20 protein-coding genes are annotated in these 19604 nt (G+C 71.5%); 15 read left to right on the plus strand and 5 right to left on the minus strand.

Going from position 1 to position 19604, the window contains the following annotated elements:
* Nucleotides 1-33 precede the first annotated feature (33 nt).
* The 4 genes from FB559_RS33470 to FB559_RS33485 are packed head-to-tail and all read left to right on the plus strand — an operon-like array spanning nucleotide 34 to nucleotide 2400.
* Nucleotides 34-531 (plus strand): methylated-DNA--[protein]-cysteine S-methyltransferase, encoded by a 498-nt coding sequence (locus FB559_RS33470; RefSeq protein WP_141960934.1) that lies wholly within the window; start codon nucleotides 34-36, stop codon nucleotides 529-531.
* A 47-nt stretch (nucleotides 532-578) separates the two neighbouring features.
* A complete protein-coding gene (locus FB559_RS33475; RefSeq protein WP_246122283.1) occupies nucleotides 579-1070 on the plus strand; it encodes an RNA polymerase sigma factor in 492 nt (163 codons plus the stop codon).
* A complete protein-coding gene (locus FB559_RS33480) occupies nucleotides 1067-1678 on the plus strand; it encodes a methylated-DNA--[protein]-cysteine S-methyltransferase (protein WP_141960936.1) in 612 nt (203 codons plus the stop codon). Before FB559_RS33475 ends, FB559_RS33480 begins: the two co-directional genes overlap by 4 nt.
* Nucleotides 1675-2400 carry a 2OG-Fe(II) oxygenase gene (locus FB559_RS33485; RefSeq protein WP_141960937.1) on the plus strand — a complete coding sequence of 242 codons (726 nt, stop codon included), beginning with the start codon at nucleotides 1675-1677 and terminating at the stop codon, nucleotides 2398-2400. Before FB559_RS33480 ends, FB559_RS33485 begins: the two co-directional genes overlap by 4 nt.
* A gap of 18 nt (nucleotides 2401-2418) precedes the next feature.
* Here the strand turns inward: FB559_RS33485 and FB559_RS33490 are convergent, their stop codons facing one another.
* On the minus strand, nucleotides 2419-5325 hold the full coding sequence (locus FB559_RS33490) for a hypothetical protein (RefSeq protein ID WP_221640309.1): 2907 nt from the start codon (nucleotides 5323-5325) through the stop codon (nucleotides 2419-2421).
* Between the two features lie 141 nt (nucleotides 5326-5466).
* Between FB559_RS33490 and FB559_RS33495 the strand changes: the two genes are divergently transcribed.
* Entirely contained in the window at nucleotides 5467-5997 is a 531-nt protein-coding gene (locus tag FB559_RS33495; RefSeq protein ID WP_141960939.1) for a hypothetical protein, read from the plus strand.
* 6 nt (nucleotides 5998-6003) lie between these two features.
* Here FB559_RS33495 and FB559_RS33500 read toward each other — a convergent pair whose 3' ends face one another.
* From FB559_RS33500 to FB559_RS33510, 3 genes are read right to left on the minus strand one after another with little or no spacing between them, the layout of a single operon-like run.
* Nucleotides 6004-6651 carry a GntR family transcriptional regulator gene (locus FB559_RS33500; protein ID WP_141960940.1) on the minus strand — a complete coding sequence of 216 codons (648 nt, stop codon included), beginning with the start codon at nucleotides 6649-6651 and terminating at the stop codon, nucleotides 6004-6006.
* A 29-nt stretch (nucleotides 6652-6680) separates the two neighbouring features.
* Nucleotides 6681-7472, minus strand: a complete 792-nt coding sequence (locus FB559_RS33505) for a DUF1932 domain-containing protein (RefSeq protein WP_141960941.1) — start codon at nucleotides 7470-7472, stop codon at nucleotides 6681-6683.
* Nucleotides 7469-8398, minus strand: coding sequence for a DUF6282 family protein (locus FB559_RS33510; protein WP_141960942.1), 930 nt, complete (start codon nucleotides 8396-8398; stop codon nucleotides 7469-7471). Before FB559_RS33510 ends, FB559_RS33505 begins: the two co-directional genes overlap by 4 nt.
* 478 nt (nucleotides 8399-8876) lie before the next feature.
* On the opposite strand from FB559_RS33510, the gene FB559_RS33515 reads away from it, so the two are divergent.
* From FB559_RS33515 to FB559_RS33565, 10 genes are all read left to right on the plus strand, one after another.
* On the plus strand, nucleotides 8877-10178 hold the full coding sequence (locus tag FB559_RS33515; RefSeq protein ID WP_185792524.1) for an MFS transporter: 1302 nt from the start codon (nucleotides 8877-8879) through the stop codon (nucleotides 10176-10178).
* 42 nt (nucleotides 10179-10220) lie between these two features.
* Complete coding sequence (locus FB559_RS33520; protein ID WP_141960944.1) at nucleotides 10221-10958, plus strand: PIG-L deacetylase family protein; 738 nt, start codon at nucleotides 10221-10223, stop codon at nucleotides 10956-10958.
* The gene (locus FB559_RS33525) at nucleotides 10955-11659 is read left to right on the plus strand and encodes a 4-carboxy-4-hydroxy-2-oxoadipate aldolase/oxaloacetate decarboxylase (protein WP_141960945.1); all 705 of its coding nucleotides are present in this window, start codon (nucleotides 10955-10957) and stop codon (nucleotides 11657-11659) included. Before FB559_RS33520 ends, FB559_RS33525 begins: the two co-directional genes overlap by 4 nt.
* Before the next feature lie 38 nt (nucleotides 11660-11697).
* Nucleotides 11698-12726: an aminotransferase class V-fold PLP-dependent enzyme gene (locus tag FB559_RS33530; protein WP_141960946.1), complete on the plus strand. Its 1029-nt coding sequence runs from the start codon at nucleotides 11698-11700 to the stop codon at nucleotides 12724-12726.
* Between the two features lie 669 nt (nucleotides 12727-13395).
* Nucleotides 13396-14097 carry a GNAT family N-acetyltransferase gene (locus FB559_RS33535; RefSeq protein ID WP_221640310.1) on the plus strand — a complete coding sequence of 234 codons (702 nt, stop codon included), beginning with the start codon at nucleotides 13396-13398 and terminating at the stop codon, nucleotides 14095-14097.
* Nucleotides 14098-14484: 387 nt separating this feature from the next.
* The gene (locus FB559_RS33540) at nucleotides 14485-14919 is read left to right on the plus strand and encodes a T3SS (YopN, CesT) and YbjN peptide-binding chaperone 1 (RefSeq protein WP_141960948.1); all 435 of its coding nucleotides are present in this window, start codon (nucleotides 14485-14487) and stop codon (nucleotides 14917-14919) included.
* 707 nt (nucleotides 14920-15626) lie between these two features.
* Complete coding sequence (locus FB559_RS33550; protein ID WP_141960950.1) at nucleotides 15627-16310, plus strand: PadR family transcriptional regulator; 684 nt, start codon at nucleotides 15627-15629, stop codon at nucleotides 16308-16310.
* Between the two features lie 163 nt (nucleotides 16311-16473).
* Nucleotides 16474-17493, plus strand: a complete 1020-nt coding sequence (locus tag FB559_RS33555; RefSeq protein WP_141960951.1) for an ATP-binding cassette domain-containing protein — start codon at nucleotides 16474-16476, stop codon at nucleotides 17491-17493.
* Complete coding sequence (locus FB559_RS33560) at nucleotides 17493-18281, plus strand: ABC transporter permease (protein ID WP_221640311.1); 789 nt, start codon at nucleotides 17493-17495, stop codon at nucleotides 18279-18281. The genes FB559_RS33555 and FB559_RS33560 overlap by 1 nt, the downstream gene beginning before the upstream one ends.
* 24 nt (nucleotides 18282-18305) lie before the next feature.
* Entirely contained in the window at nucleotides 18306-18518 is a 213-nt protein-coding gene (locus tag FB559_RS33565) for a hypothetical protein (protein ID WP_221640540.1), read from the plus strand.
* Nucleotides 18519-18951: 433 nt separating this feature from the next.
* Here FB559_RS33565 and FB559_RS33570 read toward each other — a convergent pair whose 3' ends face one another.
* Nucleotides 18952-19539 carry a TetR/AcrR family transcriptional regulator gene (locus FB559_RS33570; RefSeq protein WP_221640312.1) on the minus strand — a complete coding sequence of 196 codons (588 nt, stop codon included), beginning with the start codon at nucleotides 19537-19539 and terminating at the stop codon, nucleotides 18952-18954.
* Between the last annotated feature and the right edge of the window lie 65 nt (nucleotides 19540-19604).

Genomic DNA, 19604 nt, shown 5'->3' on the forward strand with positions numbered 1-19604 from the left:
GCACCGGCGGCCCAACGGGAGGGGCGTGAAGAGATGTCCAGGACCCATACCGTCATCGCATCGCCGGTCGGTGACCTGACCGCGGTCGCCGAGGACGGGGTGCTGAGCGGCCTGTACTTCGAGCGGCACCGCCGTGGCCCGAAGCCGGAGCGACTGGGCACCTACAGTGAGCAGGGCTTCGATGAGGTCCGGCGCCAGCTGGCCGAGTACTTCGCCGGTGAGCGGACCGGGTTCGAGCTTCCCCTGGCGCCACAGGGGGATGAGTTCCAGCAGAGGGTGTGGGGGATGCTGCGGCGGATCCCGTTCGGTGAGACCCGCTCGTACGGGCAGCTCGCACGGGAGCTGGGGGACGTCTCCCTGGCCCAGGAGGTCGGCGCCGCCAACGCCCGCAACCCGCTGTCGGTGATCGTGCCGTGCCACCGGGTCGTCGGCGCCGACGGCAGCCTCAAGGGGTACGCCGGGGGGCTGGACCGCAAGCGGTTTCTCCTGGATCTGGAGGAGACGGCGGTGCGGGAGCCCGTGAAGCCTTAACGGCGATCTCACGTTTCTCCGGACCCCGACGTCTACAGGATGTGACCGTGCAACCTTTCGAGCAGATCGTGACCGACTACGGCCCGATGGTGCTGCGTGTGTGCCGGGCCGTGGTCGGGCCGCACGACGCCGAGGACGCCTGGTCCGAGACCTTCCTGTCGGCCATGAAGGCCTACCCGGATCTGCCGTCCGACGCGAACATCGAGGCGTGGCTGGTGACGATCGCCCATCGCAAGGCGATCGACGTCACTCGGGCGGCCGCCCGCAGGCCGGCGCCCGTGGAGGAGATCCCGGAACGCCCCAGTGACGCCGGCCGGCCGGAGGACTGGGACGGGGACCTGTGGCGGGCGCTGAAGGCGCTGCCCACCCGGCAGCGCGAGGCGGTGGCCTACCACTACCTGGCCGGGCTTCCGTACAAGGAGATCGCCGCCGTCTCCGGAGGCAACACCGACGCCGCTCGCAGGGCGGCGGCCGACGGCATCAAGACCCTGCGCCGTACGTATCTGAGACCGGCCGAGCAGAGAGAAGTGGCTCGATGATGACCGCACCCGACAAGGAGCGCCTGTTCGCGGCGCTCCCCACCCAGGACGCACCCGCGATGAACCGGCTGCGCGCACGACTCGCCGACGACGCACAGCGCGAGGGAGTCCTCGACGTCGCCTACCGCACGCTGGACACACCGGTCGGCCGGATCCTGCTGGCCGCCACCGACCAGGGCCTGGTGAAGGTCGCCTTCTCCGTCCAGGACCACGACGCCGTACTCCGGCAGCTCGCCGACCGCATCAGCCCTCGCATCCTGAACGCCCCGGGCCGCCTGGACGAGACCAGCCGGCAGCTCGACGAGTACTTCGCCGGGCAGAGGACGCGGTTCGAGCTTCCGCTGGACTGGCGGCTGTCGAAGGGGTTCCGGCGCGAGGTGCTGACGCACCTGCGCGACATCGGCTACGGCCACACGGAGAGCTACGCGCAGGTCGCCGCCGCGGCCGGCAGTCCACGTGCGGTACGCGCGGTGGGCACCGCGTGTGCCACCAACCCGCTGCCGCTGGTCGTGCCCTGCCACCGCGTGGTGCGTTCGGACGGCACCGCCGGCGGCTACGCCGGTGGTCCGGACGCCAAGCGCACCCTGCTCGCACTGGAGGCGGCATGACCACGACGACCACGGACGCGTTCGCCCGCGGAGTCGCCTCGGCCGACTGGGAGTCGGTGACCGGCGAGCTCAACGAGTACGGATGCGCCCTGATGCCGCGCCTGCTGACCCCGGAACAGTGCCGGGAGCTGGCCGCCCTGTACGACCAGGCCGATCGTTTCCGGTCCACGGTCGACATGGCCCGCCACCGCTTCGGCAGCGGCGAGTACCGCTACTTCGACCGTCCCTTCCCCGAGCCGGTCCAGCGGCTGCGGGAGGAGCTGTACCCGCGGCTGCTCCCCATCGCCCGCGACTGGTACGACAAGCTCGGCCGCGAGGCACCGTGGCCCGACACCCTGGAGGAATGGCTGGCCATCTGCCACGCCGCCGGCCAGGAGCGCCCCTCACCGATCCTGCTGCGCTACGAGAGCGGCGGCTGGAACGCCCTGCACCGCGACATCTTCGGCGAGATGGTGTTCCCGCTGCAGGTCGTGATCAACCTGAACGCTCCGGGCGAGGACCACACGGGCGGTGAGTTCCTGCTGGTCGAACAGCGCCCCCGCGCCCAGTCCCGGGGGACCGCGACCCTCATCCCGCAGGGACACGGCCTGATCTTCACCACCCGCGACCGGCCCGTACCTTCCAAGCGCGGCTGGTCCGCCTCGCCCGTACGGCACGGCGTGTCCGCGATCCGCTCGGGTAACCGGTACACCCTGGGACTCGTCTTCCACGACGCCACCTAGGTACGGACCGGAGCGTCATCACGTCAGGTCGTCCCAGCTCCAGGGCCCGGCCGAGGTGCCGCCGGGGTCGCGCCCGTACCGGAACAGGTCGCCGGTACCGGTCTGCTCGACGAACAGCTCGAACTGCCCGCCGCCCGGCAGGCGCTCGACCAGCGCGTCGGCCTGCCGGTCGGCCCCGGCCTCGCGGAGCGCGGTCAGCACCTCTCTGAGGCTTCCGCCGCTGTAGGGATCATCGAGCGCGAGCCCGGCGGCGATCCGGCCGGCCAACCTTTCGAACTGCGGGCCGGTTCCCATCTCGTGGAGGAACTCCACCAATGTGGCGACGAGGTACGGCCGGTCCAGCGGCGCTTGGGCGACCCGCTCGGCCAGCACGCGTATCTGCGTTTCGGCTCCCGCCGCGCGCAGACTGGCCCCGAGCACCGGTACCCCCCACGCACCGCTCGGATCGTCGCTTGTGATCAGGGCGCAGTGGGCGGCGGGATCGCGGCCGAGCAGCTGTTCGATCTGCCGGTCGGCCCCCACCTCGAGTAGTGCGTCCAGCAGGTGGCCCACCTGGTAGGGGTCGCCGAGACGCACCTGGGACGCCGGGTCCCTGCCGAGCAGCGCCGCGATGCGTTCGCCGGCCCCCGCCTTGCGGAGGGTGTACAGCAGCGCCCACACCACACCCGGGTCCGTCAGCGGGAGGTGTGCCACTGCCCGAGCGGTCAGCGACTCGACCTGTCGGCCGGCGCCCTCCTCGCCGAGTCGGGACAGGAGCCACTTCCAGGCCAGCGGCTCGTCAGGAGACGTGAGTGAGACACTGCCGGCGAGGTCCCGGCCGAGCAGTACCCGGATCTGCTCCTCGGCTCCCGCCGCACGCAGGCTCCCCAGCAGCCGTTCCACTTTCTGGGGATCGGTGATAGGGACTCGGCCGGCCGGGTTACTGCTGAGCACCGTCGTGATCTGCTCGTCGGCGCCCGCTTCGCGTAGGGCGTCCAGCAACTCCGCGACGGCCCCCGGGGCCTCCAACGGAACGCCGGCGGCGGCTCGGGCGGCCAGTGCCATGGCCTGCGCGTCGGCGCCGGCCTGGCGCATACCGCCCAGGAAGCTCGCAAGGACACGGGCGTTTTCCAGTGGGACATCGGCCGCGATCCGAGTCGCCAGCACCTCGACCTGCCGGTACGCCTTCACCTTCCGTAGGCTCGCCAACAGGCTCAGCACGCCGGTCGTGTCGCTGAGGGATGCCTGGGTGGCACGGTCAGCGAGCGCGGCGATCGCCCGCCGGTCGGCCCCGGCATTGCACAGGCAGTCCAGCAGCTCCGCGACGACCCGGGTGTTCGTGAGCGGAACGCGTGCGGCGATCCGGTCGGCCAGCTCATCGATTTCCCGGCCGGCGTCGGCATCGCGCAGGCCCCACACCAGCAGCACCACACCGATGGGGTTGTCGAAGTCGGGTTCGTCGGGCAGTGACGCCACGACCCACCGGGCGGGCCGGGGGTCGCCAGGGTGCGACTTGTGCATCAGCTTGACCAGAGAGCTGCCGGCCTCCAGGTCGCCATGGGCCGCGGCCCGTAGGTAGAGGCGGGCGCCGTCGCGGTACATCCCGCGTCCTACGGCGGCGTCGGCGAAGTCGCGCAGGTCGGCGGGGTCGAGGTGGTCGGCCAGCGCGGTCCAGAACTCCGTCGGCGGGACCTCTCCGGCGCGGGACCCGCGGCCGTGCTGATCGAGGTAGTCCGCCAGCCGGTACATCGGCGCGGCATCCGGCGGGTCGCCGGGACGAGGCCGGACCCGGGTGAGGATTCCGTCGACGCCGTTGCACGGCTCGGCGGCGTAGGCGAGGGACCGCTCCGGCCAGTCGTCGCCGGCGCGGTCCCACTCGGCACCGGTCAGGTAACCGGGGACGGCGTCGGCGAGCAGGGGGAGTGGCAGGTGGGGACCGGCGCCCAGGCGGCGCGCGTCCATCGCGGCGTGCACCATCGCCCGGGTCGCGGGGGAGGCCGTCTCGTAACGGTCCAGGAGTACGGGAACCCCCGCGAGGTACTGGGTGACCTGTCCGTCCCCGGCCCGCTCCGCGGCCTCGGCCAGGCGAGGGTCGGCCTGCTCCGCCAGCGCCAGCAGGTCGGTCCCGGTGAACGCGCCGGGAACGGGGATCCGGTGTCCCTCCAGCAGTTCCCTCGCCTGGGCGTGCGGATCCCCGCCGTTCACCGGCCGCGAGGTGAGCGTCGCCCAGTGCTCGGGCCACAGCGTGGCCAGGACGAGGACGGGCCCGCGGTCCGGATCGCGCAGCGACTCACGCAGCCCGGCGGCGACCTGTTCCCCCAGAGAGGGATCGGCGAGGTAGAACTGCGCCTCGTTCAGCCACACCACCGTCCGGGGGCCGAGCCGCCCCAGGTCACGGAGGGCGGCGCCGGGCCGGGTCGGGTCGATCGGGTGCCACAGCCGCCAGCCCTCCGGCAGCGACCCCAGCGCCTCCCAGCAAGCGCGCGTCTTGCCCGTCGACGATCCGCCGACGAGCGCCGCGATCCCGCTGCGCCCCTCCGCCGCGGCACGTACGGTCACGGCCAGGCGAGCGTCGTGCTCGCGCGGCACGTACGCCGGCAGCGCGTCCAGCTCCAGGTCCGCGTCGCCGGCACGTACGGGCCGGTGGACCTCCAGCGTGAACGGGTCGGTCAGCTCGCCGACGAGTGTCCCCACGGGTTCCGGTGACGGGTGTTCCCCGGCGGAGCCCAGCGTGATGTCGCCGAAGACGTCTCTCACCTGGAGGAGGTTGTGCACCTGCCGCGCCGAGGCGGCGTTCACACCGCCGTGCGCGGCCGGTGCCATCTTCCCGCCCCTGCGCCACCATGAGCCGTTCCGCCCCGCCATACCCACCATGCTGCCGCCCACCGGCACCGCGCGGCACCGCCGAACGTAGATCGTGATCGGACCGCCGCGGATGCCTGTCATCGGTAAGTGCGTGCCGTCCATGAATCCGGGGATGGGCAGGCGTCGGGGATTACATCGGCGTCGAGCGGTTCCCTCTTCAGCGGCGTCGTCTCCCCCTCACCGGGGAGGTGGCGGACCCGGCCCGGGCCACATGGTGGGCGCATGACCATCTCTCTCGAACCTCCCGCCGTGGGCACCGCGCGTCCCGTCCCGGCCTGGGCACGCCACGCCGCCGAGGTCGCGGCGTTCGCCCCGGTCCCGTCCTCGCTCTGGCGGCTACCGCTGATCTTCGGCGTCTCGATGGGCATGGACGCGGACTTCATGCGCGACATGATGAGCCACCCGCTGTGGCTGCGGTTCGCGTACCTGGGCGGCCTCGGACTGCTCTCGGACGGCCCCGCGTTCCTCACACTGGGCCTCGTACGCCGCTGGGGCGAGGTGTGGCCGCGGTGGATGCCGTTCGTCGGCGGCCGGCGGGTCCGGCCGCTCGCCGCGATCGTCCCCGCGCTGCTCGGCGGCATCGTCGTCACGTGCCTCGGCGTCACGCTGGCCTCCGTCTGGAACTCCAACATGACCGGCGGTTACAACGGCTGGGCGATCCTGCAGACCTGCATGTACGCCCCACTGGTCCTGTGGGGTCCGCTCCTGCTGCTGGTCACCGCCCACTACGTGCGGCGACGCGGCCTGTGGTGAGGGCGCTCAGGCCGACCTCAGAGCCTCGATGACGCTGAGCAGATGGCGGCGCGCGGCACGTTCGGCGGCGTCCGGGGCGCGGGCGCAGATCTCGTCGATGATGGCCAGGTGCTCGGCCAGCGAGACGTCGGGGCGGCCCGGGACGAGCGCCAGCCGGAACTGATGGCGGACGTTCTGCGCGCGCAGCCGCTCCAGTACGCCGGCGGCGGCCGACTGGCCGCCGATCTGCCGGATCCGCAGATGGAGCCGCTGGTTGAGCTCGGAGTAGCGCAGGACGTGGCCGCCGGCCACGGCCGTACGCATCGCCGCGCCCAGCGCGCGCAGCTCGGCGACCTCCTCGTCGGTGATGTGCTCGGCGGCCTTCGCCGCGCACAGGCCCTCCACCACCATGCGGACCTCGGAGATCTCGATCGCCTCGTCGCGGGTGACGGCGCGGACGCGGGCGCCGCGGTTCTGGACGCGTTCGACCAGGCCCTCGTTGGCCAGCTCGAACAGTGCGGAACGTACGCCGCCGCGGCTCGCGCCGAAACGCGTCGACAGGTCGGCCTCGACGAGGCGCTGGTTGGGGGCGAACTCGCCCTCGATGATCGCCTCGCGGATCGCGGCCAGGACGTCGCCGGGCCGGTCGCCGCCCGTGCCGCTCGCCGTGGACATGATCTCTCCCGCCGGCCGCTGGTGTGTCGTCACGCCTGTTCCGGCGCGGGGGTCCCGTCGAGCTGGACGAGCCAGTCCCGGCTCGCCGTGCTGATCCGCGGCGGCACGTCCAGCTCGGTGAGCAGCTCCGCCGCCGCGCGCATCTCCTCGGCCCGGCGCGCCGCGTGGCGGTAGCTGCCCGTCTCCAGCCGCCCGGCGAAGGTCGCGTCGGCGCCGGCGAGCTCCTCGGCGATGTGCGCGCGCATCCAGTCCTCCAGACCCGCCTGACGGGCCGCGTGCAGCGCCTCGATCGCCGCGGCCGCCATGCCCTTGAAGAACACGCTGCGCAGCAGCTTGCGGGTGGCCGCCTCGCCGGCCGGGGCGTCGAGCGTGGTGACGTGCGCGCCGGCCGGGCCGAGCAGATCGGCGTACGCGCGGGCGGCCGTGCCGGACACCAGCATCGGCGTGGACAGTCCCTTGCCTGGGACCGGGGCCATGAGCGACACGTCGGCGAACGCGACACCGGCCTCGGCGGCCAGCTCACCGAGGCGGCGCTTGAGCGCCGGCGCCGCGGTGTTCAGGTCGGCCCAGACCGCGTTCTCGCCCATGCCGGGCAGCCCGGCCCGCAGCGCGTCCTCGGCGGCCTTCGCGCTGTTCACGCTGAGGACCAGCTCGGCGCCGCGCGCCGCGTCCGCCTCGTCCGCGCAGGCGATGAGGCCGTCGGCCGGGCGTACGAGCGGGTCGTAGGCCCGCACGCGCACCCCCGCCGAGGCGAGGTCATGGGAGATCGCGCCGCCGGCCTCGCCCAGGCCCAGGACGGCGACGCACCGCAGCGGCGTCATCGCGAGTCCTCACCGGCGACCCGGCGGGTGTTCGCGACGGCCATCGCGCGGATCTCGTCCTCGCCGAACCCGTCCTCCAGCAGCGTGTCGGCCATGAGCGCCAGGCCGTCCTCGACGGGCGGGTTGAACGGCTGTCCCAGGTCGCTGGAGAGCACCGAGTGCTCCGGGCCGATCGCGCGGATGGTGTCGAGCAGCTGCCGCCAGCTGACCTTGCCGGTGTGCGGGGTGGTGAAGCACCGCTCCAGCAGCGCTCCCCGGTCCGCGAGCCGTTGTTGCACGTCGACGGGCAGCCGTTGAGAGGTGAACTCCGGATGCGTCACGACGACGCAGCGTACGCCCGCCTCGAAGGCCGCCTCGGCCATGGCGACGATCTCCTGGGCGTTGAGGTGACCGGTGGCCAGCGTCATGCCGTGCTTGGCCACGACGGTGAGCACGTCGCGTACGGCACCGGTGACGGCGCCGGCGGCGTCGACGACCTCGACGGCCGGCGGCTCGATCCCGGCCGCGCGCAGATCGTCCTGGAGCGCCGCCCACATCGGCGGCTTCGCCCCCGGCGGATCCTGCGCGCGGCTGTCCCGCTGGTTGCGGCTGTCCACGGTCGGCATCCACACCACGCGCGCGTCCTGCCGGCCGGCGATCTCCACCGCCGACGGGTTGAGGCCGCCGACCGAGCCGTTGAGCGTGATGGCGCCGAGCGCGCGTACGCCCGGCACCACCTTGCGCACGACCTCGGCGCGCTCGGCGGTCGGGACGTAGTGCGACTTCAGCACGAATCCCGCCAGCCCCACGTCGGCGAACCTGCGGGCGAGGTCGACATCGTCGATCCGCCGCTTCATCACGTCGGGGGCGACGTGGATGTGGGTGTCGTAGGCGCCCTCGACGAGGGCACGGGCCCGGTCGGAGGGGGGAGACGGAGCGTCGGTCATGTGATGGTCCTTCCGGCCCGGAAGGCCGATCGGGGATCCGGCCGTCGACTCCGGGAAGTCGGATGTAAATCAATAATGTTGACAATTTAGCCTCGGGAGGCACGGGAGCGCAATGTGGCCCGTGGATCCAGCCGATCGGCCGAGGCGGCGAAGACCCAGGCAGACGCCCCGTCATGGAACCTTCCCCTTGACAGTCCCGGCGCACGACCTCACGATTGGCCACACGATTGTCAACAAAACTGGACCACGCTCCGCCCACGGCCGACCCCCGCTTTCTGAGTTCCGGCCCACCACCGAGCGGAGCGAGGGAGCAGGAGGCTCAGCCCGTCTGGTCACTCCCCGACGAAGGAGGTCCCCTGACCGAGCGGAGCGAGGGAGTCGGAAGCACAGTCCATCTGGTCACTCCCCGACGAAGGAGGTCCCCCTGACCACGACCGCGCACGTTCCCGTAGCCGACGCCGCCCAGCGGAGAGCCGCCGTGATCGGCGGAGCGTTCGGGTTCTTCGTCGACATGTTCGACGTCTACCTGCCGACCATCGCGCTCACCCCGGCCCTGCCCTACTTCGTGCCCGCCTCCGTCCCCTCGGGGACCAAGGCGCTCATCACCGCCGGCGTCTTCGTCTCGACGCTCATCGGCCGGCCACTGGGCTCGCTGATCTTCGGGCGTCTCGCCGACCGTGTCGGCCGCCGCCGGGTGACGCTGCTCTCGGTCGCGGGGTGCGCGTTCACCACGGCACTCATCGCCGTGCTGCCCGGCCACGCCCAGATCGGCCTGTGGGCCATCGCCCTGATGATCCTGCTGCGGTTCGTCGACGGGATCTTCCTCGGCGGTGAGTACACCGGCGCGATCCCGCTCGCCATGGAGATCGCCCCACGCGGGCGCCGAGGACTGTACGGAAGCCTGGTGAGCATCGGGTTCCCGCTCTCGTACTGCGCGATCTCGCTGCTGACCTTCCTCATGCTGCACGTCGCCCCGGCGGGCGGGCCCCGGTCGGCCTACGCGGAGTGGGGCTGGCGGGTGCCCTTCGGGGCGGGCGCGGTACTCGGCGTCGTCTTCCTCGTCTACTACTCCCGTACGGTGCGCGAGTCGCCGGTCTGGCTCGCGACGGTCCGGACGGAGAAGCGCCCGGGCCCGGTGAGGACGGTCCTGTTCGGCTCGGCGCGCCGGAGCTTCTGGCAGGTGTTCGTGCTCATGGCCGGTGTGTGGTTCGCCTCCAACATGGCCTCCGGGCTGCTCCCGTCGCTGCTCGGCACCCAGACGACGCTGACCGCGACCGAGGTCACCGGAACCCTGGTCATCGCGCAGTTCGTCCACACTCTGTGCTTCCCGCTCATGGGCGCGCTGACCGACCGGATCGGCCGCCGGACGTTCTTCATCGCGTGCGGGGTGAGCGTCGGCGTGATCTGCGCCGCGGCGTTCGCGTTCCTGGCCGCCGGGCCGTGGTCCGGCCTGCCCCTGGTGTTCGCCGTGACCCTGCTGATCCGCCTCAGCGGCGCCAGCATGTTCGCGGTGACGCCGTCCTACATCTGCGAGCGGTTCCCCGCCGCGGTCCGCGGCAGCGGTTTCGGGATGGGGTACAGCCTCCCGCTGCTGGTGACGGCCGGTTATGCCTACTACCAGGACTGGCTGGGGCACATCGTCGCGTACGCGTACACGCCCGTGGTGCTGCTCGTCCTGGGCGGCGCCCTCATCCTCATCGGTGCCCTGATCGGGCCGGAGACCAAGGACACCGACTTCGACACGGCCGCCGAACGATCCGGGGTGCCGAGCGCCGCGTAGACGGCCACCATTGCCGCAGGAACCGAGACGGAGGAGAGAACGATGACCGAGCCGACAGCCGGCGCCCTGCTGGTGGTCAGCGCACACGCGGGCGACTTCGTGTGGCGGGCCGCCGGCGCGATCGCGCTGGCGGCCGAGCGCGGCGAGCGCGCCAAGGTGCTCTGCCTGACCTACGGAGAACGCGGCGAGTCCGCGCGTGCCTGGCGCGAGGGCAAGTCGCTGGAGCAGATCAAGGCGCAACGGCGCGAGGAGGCCGATAACGCCGCCGCCGCGCTCGGTGCGGAGATCGAGTTCCTCGACGCGGGCGACTACCCGCTGCGCCCGACCGACGAGCTGCTGGACCGCATCGTGCGTGTCTACCGCGACGTCGACCCGGCGGTCGTGCTCACCCATCCGCTCACCGACCCGTACAACGGAGACCATCCGGCGGCCGCGCGGATGGCCCTGGAGGCACGCGTGCTCGCGCAGGCGATCGGCTATCCCGCCCCGGGCGACCCGCTCGGCGCGCCCCCGGTCTTCTTCTTCGAACCGCACCAGCCCGAGATGTGCGACTTCAAGCCCCACGTGCTGCTCGACATCACCAGCGTCTTCGACCGGAAGCGCCAGGCGATGGAGTGCCTGCCCGCTCAGCAGCACATGTGGGACTACTACACCGACCTGGCCAAGCGGCGCGGCGTCCAGCTCAAGCGCAACGCCGGCCCGAACCTCGGCCTCGCCCACGAGACCCGCGCCGAGGCGTACATGCGCCTGTACCCGCAGGTCACAGGAGTGCTGTCATGAGGAAGGTGATCATCACCGACCCGCCGCGTACCGACCTCGCGGTGGTCGACGACCTCGCCGCGTACGGGGTCGCGACCGTGCACGAGGCGCTGGGCCGGATCGGCTACCTGGGGACCGGCCTGCGCCCGATCCAGCGGGGCACGCGGACCGCCGGCAACGCGGTGACCGCGCTGTGCGCGCCCGGCGACAACCTCATGATCCACGCCGCGGTGGAACAGTGCACGGAGGGCGACCTGCTGGTGGTCACCACCACCTCACCGTGCACGGACGGGATGTTCGGCGAGCTGCTCGCCACGTCGCTGCGGTCACGCGGGGTCCGCGGCCTCGTCACGTCGACCGGCGTACGTGACGTGGCCGAGCTGAACGCCATGGGCTTCCCGGTCTGGTCGGCGGCCGTGAGCGCCCAGGGCACGGTGAAGGCGACCGCGGGAGCGGTCAACATCCCGGTCGTCGTCGGCGGCGGCACCGTACGTCCTGGTGACGTGATCCTCGCCGACGACGATGGCGTCATGTGCGTGCCCCGCGCCGAGGCGGGGGCCGGTGTGCGGGCCGCACAGGCGCGTACGGAGAAGGAGGAGGCCACACGGGCGGCGCTGGCGGGAGGGCAGCTCGGCCTCGACCGGTACGGCCTCCGCCCGCTGCTGGGAGACCAGGGGGTGGAGTACCTGACCGCGGCCGAGTACGCCGAAGGGACCCGCTGAACCGGGCATCCAGCGCTTCGACACGACAGACTGGACGCGTGGAACTACGCGAAGCCGTACATCTGTGGCAGGCCGAGCCGGGCTGGCTCAACACCGCGAGCTATGGTCTTCCACCGGAACCGACCATGACCGCGGTGCGGAACGCCATGAGCGAATGGCAGCGAGGCTCGAGCCCCTGGGTGTCCTGGGACGCCTCGACCGACCGGGCCCGCGTGGCGTTCGCCCGCCTGGTCGGCGCCGGCGCCGATGACATCGCGGTGGGCTCGGCGGTCTCCCAGCTGCTGGCACCGGTCGCCGCGTCCCTGCCGCCCGGCGCGAACGTGGTCGTGCCGGACATCGAGTTCACCTCGAACCTGTTCCCGTGGCTGGTCCAGGACCTGCGGGTACGGACCGTGCCCGCGAACGAGCTCGCGGACGCGATCGATTCCCGTACGGCGGTGGTGGCCTTCAGCGTCGTGCAGTCGGCGACCGGCGAGATCGCCGCCGTCGACGACATCCTCAAGGCCGCACGCGCGAACGACGCGCTGGTCGTGGCCGACGCCTCGCAGGCGGCCGGCTGGCTACCGGTCGACGCCACCCGCTTCGACGTCCTGGCCTGCGCGGGCTACAAGTGGCTCATGACACCACGCGGGGCGGCGTTCTGTTACGTGGCGCCGGCCGTACGCGACCGGATCCGCCCGAGCGCCGCCGGCTGGTACGCGGGGGAGGAGCACGCCTTCTACGGCCCACCGCTGCGGCTGGCCTCGTCGGCGAGGAGGTTCGACATCTCGCCCGCGTGGTTCTCCTACGTCGGCGCCGCTCCGTCGCTGGAGCTCATGAACGAGATCGGAGTCGAGCAGATCCGCGACCACGACGTGGCGCTGGCGGACCGCTTCCTGGCGGGCCTCGGCCTGCCGTCCACCGGGAGCGCGATCGTCAGTGTGGACGTGCCGGGCGCCGAGGAGAGGCTGGAGGCCGCAGGGGTCCGCGCGGCCGTACGCGACGGCCGCCTGCGAGCCTCCTTCCACCTCTACACGACCGAGGCCGACGTCGACCTCGCCCTCGAGGCCCTGACCGGCGCGAGATAACCGTTTGTGCACCGCTGGGCGGCATGGGAACGTTGCGGCGTTTCTCGCGTCCACGTTCGGCAAGGGAATGAAGCCAATGACCTCGGCGCCCCTCAGCGGCCGCCACCGACACTGAACCGGCCTGCTCTTCCAGCTGCGCCGGGGTCTGGCGGCGCCAAGATGCGGTGCGCCAACGCCCCACCGCCGTCTCCCGCCGGGGAGCCGGTCCGGTTCGTCGCCGGTTTTGCTTGCCGCCGTCCCCAAGATGCGCCGCCCCGCCGCCGTCTCCTACTGGGGAGCCGGTCCCGGTTCGTGGCCGGGTCTGCTCGCCGCCGTCCCCAAGATACGGTGCGCCGCCGCCCCGCCGCCGTCTCCCGCTAGGGAGCCGCTCCCGGTTCGTGGTCGGCTTGCGGGCCGTCATCGCTCGTTGGGGACGGTCCCGGTTCATGACCGTGTCTGCGGGCCGCCGTCTCCCGCTGGGGAGACCGTCTCGGTTCGTGGCCGGCCTGAGGTACGGCAGCCGTCCCCGCTGGGGAGCCGGTTCCGGCTCGTGGCCGGGCCCGACCAGCACGCGCGGCCCTGCCCGTACGGCCGGGAGCGCGTTCCACCCCCCTGTCATTCACGTGAGGCCGATACCACCGTGGACACCAACGTCCAGAGTTTGCCGTAGCCAACCTGCGCCGCCGCCCCGTGGTCGTCGAGGCCGGGGGCTTCGTCGCGGGGTTCGATCCCGGGACCACCAGCCCGTACATCAACTACGCGACGCCCATACCCGGCGCCGAGCCGGCCCGCCGTGACGTCGCGGCACTGGTCGCCGAGTTCCGCACGCGGGGTCTGCGGCCCCGGCTCGAGTTCGCGCCCGGCGCCGCACCGGAGGTGGAGCCGGCACTGCGCGCGGCCGGATTCACGGTCGAGGAGGTGCACGAGTACCTGGTCTGCACCCCGGCCACGCTGAGCTTCTCCGCCCGGACCCCCCTTCTGGTCGAGACCCCGGTCTCGGACCAGGACTACGCCTCGATCGACGCCACCATGTCCGAGGCGTTCACCGGCGAGTACGTCTCCTCGCCGAACGGCGCGGACCGGCTTCGCCGCGCCCAGGAGAACGGCGGATCGGTCCGGTTCGTCCGCGCACCCGACGGCGGCTGCGCCGGGGGAGCCTCGTGCTCCGTGCCGGCCGTGGGCACCTCGGAACTGTCCGGCGTCGCCACCCGTCCCGCCTTCCGCGGTCGCGGCATCGCCACAGCGGTCACCGCCGCGCTGACCGAGGCCATGTTCGCCCTGGGGACACGGTCGGTGTGGCTGGAATACTCGGGCGAGGGATCCCACCGCGTCTACGAACGCGTCGGCTACCGCCCCGAGGGCACCCGCCTGTACATGTCACTAGAAGGATGAGCGCGGGTAGGGCGGCCCCAGGCCGCCCTACCTCGCGCGTCCGTGCTCGCGCCTCCCCGCCCACGGGCACGGGCCCGCGCTCCCTGCCTCGCCGCGTCCGGGCCCACCTCGCGAGCGCGGAATTCCCACCTTGCTCGGCCGGGTCTGCCCCACCTGCACTCGGCTGCGGCCGATTCCACGAATGTGGAGCTATATACACATTAATGTGAAGTGTCACAATAGCGAATCTTAGATCATTTACTGCGGCCAATGATGCGACGTATTATCCCTACGTCCGACACAGGATGACGCACACTTATTGCGCGCGGAAAATAGCGTACTAATAATTGAAAATCCCGCTATTTGACGGAGTCGCACCGCAGGGCTCCGGCGACATGGGGGTGGATCATGTCCGAGGTCACCGAGTCGCTACGAACGCAGTGCCACGCGTGGATGCGGGGCCGGTTCGAGGGCGTCTACACCAACCGCCACGGTGCCATCATCGTCCCGTTCGAGAAGACGGTGGTCTTCGTCGAGGTGACGGACGCGTTCCCTGACAAGGGACGGGTGAACGTCCGTGCTCCGGTGCTCGTCGACCTCGGGCTCACCCCCGACGTGACCCGGCACGTCGCCGTGAACGGCGGCAACTTCCTCTTCGGCGCGCTGAGCTTCTTCGCGGAGGGTGAGGTGGACGCGGCGACACTCGAGTTCGACTACTCGCTGTTCGGCGAGACGGTGAACGAGACCGTCCTGGACGCGGCCGTCCGGCTGGTGGCGGGGAGCGCCACGAAGATCCAAGGGGAACTACGCCCCCGTTTCGGTGGGAGATCCATCCACGAGTAACTCGGCCACTTGCGGTAGTACAGGCCGACCGGCGACGACGAAGGCGGCCGGTACGGCCGCAGGCGTCTGAACGCGGCGACGACCGGCGCACGCGTCATGACGACCGGCCCGGGGGTGCCGTCGACCTCGATCGTGCCGGTCAGTGCGGTGCCGAGAGCGTCTATCGCGGTGGTGACCGACTGAGTGACCGCCCCTACTACGCGACGCCGAGGCGTCGCGACGGCGACGCCGACCCGCGAGGAGACTCTCGCGGGTCCTGGAGACCCGTGACGACGACACCCTTGGGGCCGCCTCCCGGGCCCACCGCCACGCCCGGGTCGGGCCGAGGTGGTGGGCGCCCGCTCCTCACCGGCCGGGTTTCATTGGTAGGGCCTGACGTGGCCGGCGTGCGTCTCGGCCGCGCGGTCCCGGCCGGTTCGCGACCGTGCTCGGCCCCGTCATGTTCCGGTGCGGGCCGTCCGCGCCGAGCTCGTCGCGTACGAGAGTCGCCACGATCCCCGAGCGAGCGCCGTTGGTCAGCCACGGCGCGACGGTGCCGTCCGACGACGAGCCGGTCGGCCTGGGTCGCGGCGAGGACCCCCGGCGCCCCACGGCGTCGAAGGGCAAAGCCGTAGCCGCCACATTATTTCGCGATATAACTTGTCTTCGCCGCCCGCCTCATCGTATATTCGTCTACGAATATACGCACCAGAGTGAGAGGTGGCGGCATGGCCAGGCAGCGGAGGGTGACGACCCCGCTGGCGCTGTCCGTGCTGGCCACGCTCAGCGAAGCGCCGATGCACCCGTACGAGATCGCCCGGCTCCTCCGGCATCGCGGCAAGGACCAGTCGATCAAGATCCGGTACGGCTCCCTCTACACCGTCGTGCAGAGTCTGGAGAGTCAGGGCTTCGTGACGGCCGAGGGCACCGCGCGGGCCGGGCGTCGTCCCGAGCGGACCGTCTACCGGCTCACCGACGACGGGCGCGAGGAGCTCGAGGACCGGCTCCGTGAGCTGGTGAGCGAGCCCGCCAAGGAATACCCCCTCTTCGAGGCGGCGCTGTCGCTCGTCGGCGTGCTCGCGCCCGACGAGGTGATCGGCCTGCTCACCGAGCGGCTGCGGCTGCTGGAGGTCGACCTCGCCCGTACGCGGGCGGCCCTGCACGAGCTGACCGCCGAGCAGCGCCTGCCCAGGCTGTTCCTCATCGAGTCCGAGTACGGCCTGGCCATGAAGCAGGCCGAGACCGACTGGGTACGCGGTCTGATCCGCGAGCTGACCGACGGCACTCTCGAGGGCGTCGACTACTGGCGTGCCTGGCACAAGACCGGGGAGTTCCCCCAGGAGTGGACCGAGCGCGACTGGGCCAAGGCCGACCGCGCCATGCGCGCCGAAAGCGAGGTCGAGGACAAATAGAGATACCCCGGCTTGGTGCACCCGTCCGCCACAGACCTGGAGCACCGCGCCGGGGCCGCTACACCATCGAACCGATGCCGAGGTGCGGCGCGTCCCACCCTACTTGGGGGCGCCCTCCTCCGGTCGGTCGGTGAAACGACCACCGATAGGAGCTGGCACGACCATGCCCGAGAACGCCATCGAGGCACGTGGCCTCGTCAAGATCTACCCCCTCCGAGGCAGGCCGGAGGGGATCCGTGCCCTCGACGGTCTCGACATCACCGTACGGAGCGGCACCGTCTTCGGGCTGCTCGGCCCGAACGGGGCCGGCAAGTCCACCGCGGTCAAGATCCTCACCACGCTGGCCCGGCCCGACCAGGGCACCGCCACGGTCGACGGCATCGACGTGCTCGGCCGGCCCGACCGCGTACGGCGCGCGATCGGGGTCGTCGCGCAGCGGTCCGGCAGCGACCCGATGGCCACGGGCCGGGAGAACCTCATCCTCCAGGGACGGCTGTACGGGCTGGGCGGCCAGGCCAGGCGCCGCGCCGACGAGCTGCTCGCACGCTTCGACCTGACCGAGGCGGCCGGCCGTCTCGTCAAGACCTACTCCGGCGGCATGCAGCGCCGGCTCGACGTCGCGCTCGGGCTGACGCACCGGCCGCGGGTGCTGTTCCTCGACGAGCCGACGACCGGCCTGGACCCGGAGGCGCGCGCGGCGATGTGGCAGGAGATCTCGCGCCTCGCCGGCGACGAGGGGCTGACCGTGCTGCTGACCACCCACTACCTGGAGGAGGCGGACCGGCTCGCCGGTGAGCTCGCCATCGTCGACCACGGGCGGGTCGTCGCCCAGGGCACGCCGGACGGGCTCAAGGGCGAGCTGCACGGCGACGCCGTGCACCTGGAGCTCGCCGAGCGGGCCGACCCCGAGGTGGCCCGGGGGGTGGTGGCCGGGCTGACCGGCGTACGGGAGGTGCTGGTCGCCGGGCGGAACATCAGTGCGCGCAGCGACGACGGCGCCGCGGCGGTACCGGGCATCCTGGCCGCGCTCCAGAATGCCGGCGCGCCGGCCGCGTCCGTGACCGTCGCCCGGCCGTCGCTCGACGACGTCTACCTGCGGCACACCGGACGCCGCTACAGCGAGACGGAGACCGGGACACCGGCGACACAGGACGCGACGGACCTCGAAGGAGCGAACCGCTGATGGCCACCGTGAACACCACGCTCAACCACACCTGGCACCTGACCGGGCGGCGGCTGCACGCCGTCCTGCGCCAGCCCGCGTTCGTCGGTATCAGCCTGATCCAGCCCGTGATCTGGCTGTTCCTGTTCGGGCAGCTGTTCCGCCGGGTCATCGACATTCCCGGGTTCGGCGGCGGCGGCTCCTACCTGGACTACCTGATCCCCGGCATCGTCGCCATGAACGCCATGTCCGCGAACATGTGGGCCGGGATGGGCGCGATGGAGGAGATCGAGCGCGGCACCCTCAACCGGTTCCTGGTCTCACCGGCGAGCCGGGTGGCGCTGATGAACGCCAACGTCGTGGAGCAGGCCGTCAGCACCACGGTCCAGACGCTGATCATCCTGCTGCTGGGGTGGCTCGGTGGCGCTCACTATCCGGGTGGGATCGCCGGGCCGGTCGTGGTCATCGTCGCCTCCATCCTGGTCGGAACCGTGTTCGGCTCGCTGTCGAACGCCTGCGGCATGCTCGTACGGCAGCGCGAAGCGATCATCGGGATCAACACCTTCTTGTTGCTGCCGCTGACGTTCCTGTCCTCGGCCTTCATGGCGCCGGCGTTGATGCCGGGCTGGATGCGGAAGATCGCGGCGTGCAACCCGCTCAACTGGGCGGTGCAGGCGGGCCGTTCGGCGCTGAACGCCGACCCCGACTGGGGCGCCATCGCGATCCGGTGCGGCGGGCTGCTCGCTCTCGCGGTGGTCTGCGTGGCGGTGTCGGTCGCGACGTTCCGCTCCTACCAGAAGAGCGTGTGACGTTACGCTCCAGGAGTGAACGACATGAAATGCACATATTGCGGTGCAATTGGCCTCGAACCCGGCTTCATCATGGACGCAGGTGAGGGCCGGGGGTACGCAAAGTGGGTTCAGGGCGCCCTCGAACGCGGCCCCCTCGGCGGTGCCAAGCTGGTAAAAAGACCGAAGTGGCAGATCGAGGTCTTTCGGTGCCTGCGGTGTGCGCACCTGGAGATGTTCGCCGCCAACCGGGTCTGACCCGGTAGGAGTACGAAGCGGCGGAGAGAGGCGCCCGCCCATGGCCGGGCGGGCGCCTCTCAGTGGGATTCCGCGCGGTCGCGGCATAGTGGCCCCTTACCAGGACGAAGAGGCCACCGTTTTCGGGCTCCTCAAAGACGCTTGAGGAGTCCATGACGAAGTCTAGACGTAAGCAAATACTTCTTAAATGACTTCCCTCGAAGAATGCCTGAGTGCCCTTTGGTTTGGGGTGAATAACACCAATCATTCGGGTTAACGGGTCGGCCGTTATTAGTGGGGCCATAGGTTTTTGACGCGCCCGCACGGTACGCCCGAGGCTCATGGGTCTCGGCGCTGGATCGCGCGTACGGGCTCGCGGTGTTCCTCGGCACCCCGTCCGGCCCACCGCGGGGTGCTCGGCATCGGCCCGGCAGAGTCGCCTTGGTGTCAGCCGCTACCTGAACCCGCGGGCGACCAGCGCGAGGAGCCGGTCGAGGAGGTGTTGGTCCTCGGGGGCCTGCTCGCTGGCCCACGCGGCGGCGTTGACGAGCGTGAGGAGATCGGCGATGCCGGTCTCCTCGTTCGCCTCACCCGCCCGCCGGGCGCGGTCGAGCAGGGCGTTCCCGGTGGCCAGGATCGCGTCGTGGCAGGCGGCCAGGGTGCCGTCGGCCGCCTTCGTGTCCGCGGTCTGTGCCGCCATGCGGGTCGCCACCAGTCCGCGCATCGCGGTGGCGTGTACGGCCACCGCGCGCAGCCAGGTGGTCAGGGCCTCACCGGGCGACGGACGGTCCAGCAGCCCGCGGCCGCGTTCGCAGAGTGCCTCGACGTCGGCACCGATGATCGCGACCAGAAGCGCGTCGAGCGTGGGAAAGTGCCGGTAGAGCGTGCCCGCGCCGACGCCCGCACGTTGGGCGATCTTGTTGAGGGACGCGCGCGGCCCGTCCTCGGCGAAGGCGGCCCTGGCCGCCCGCAACACCCGCTCACGGTTGTCACGAGCGTCCGCCCGCATCCGCCGCGGGCCGTCCGCCTCATCGGTCCTCACCTGATGTGCCTCCGCGTTGCCAAAGTGGAGAAGTTCTCCATATCCTAGCCGGACCGTAAGCGGAG

Source organism: Actinoallomurus bryophytorum, assembly GCF_006716425.1.
Lineage (GTDB): Bacteria > Actinomycetota > Actinomycetes > Streptosporangiales > Streptosporangiaceae > Actinoallomurus > Actinoallomurus bryophytorum.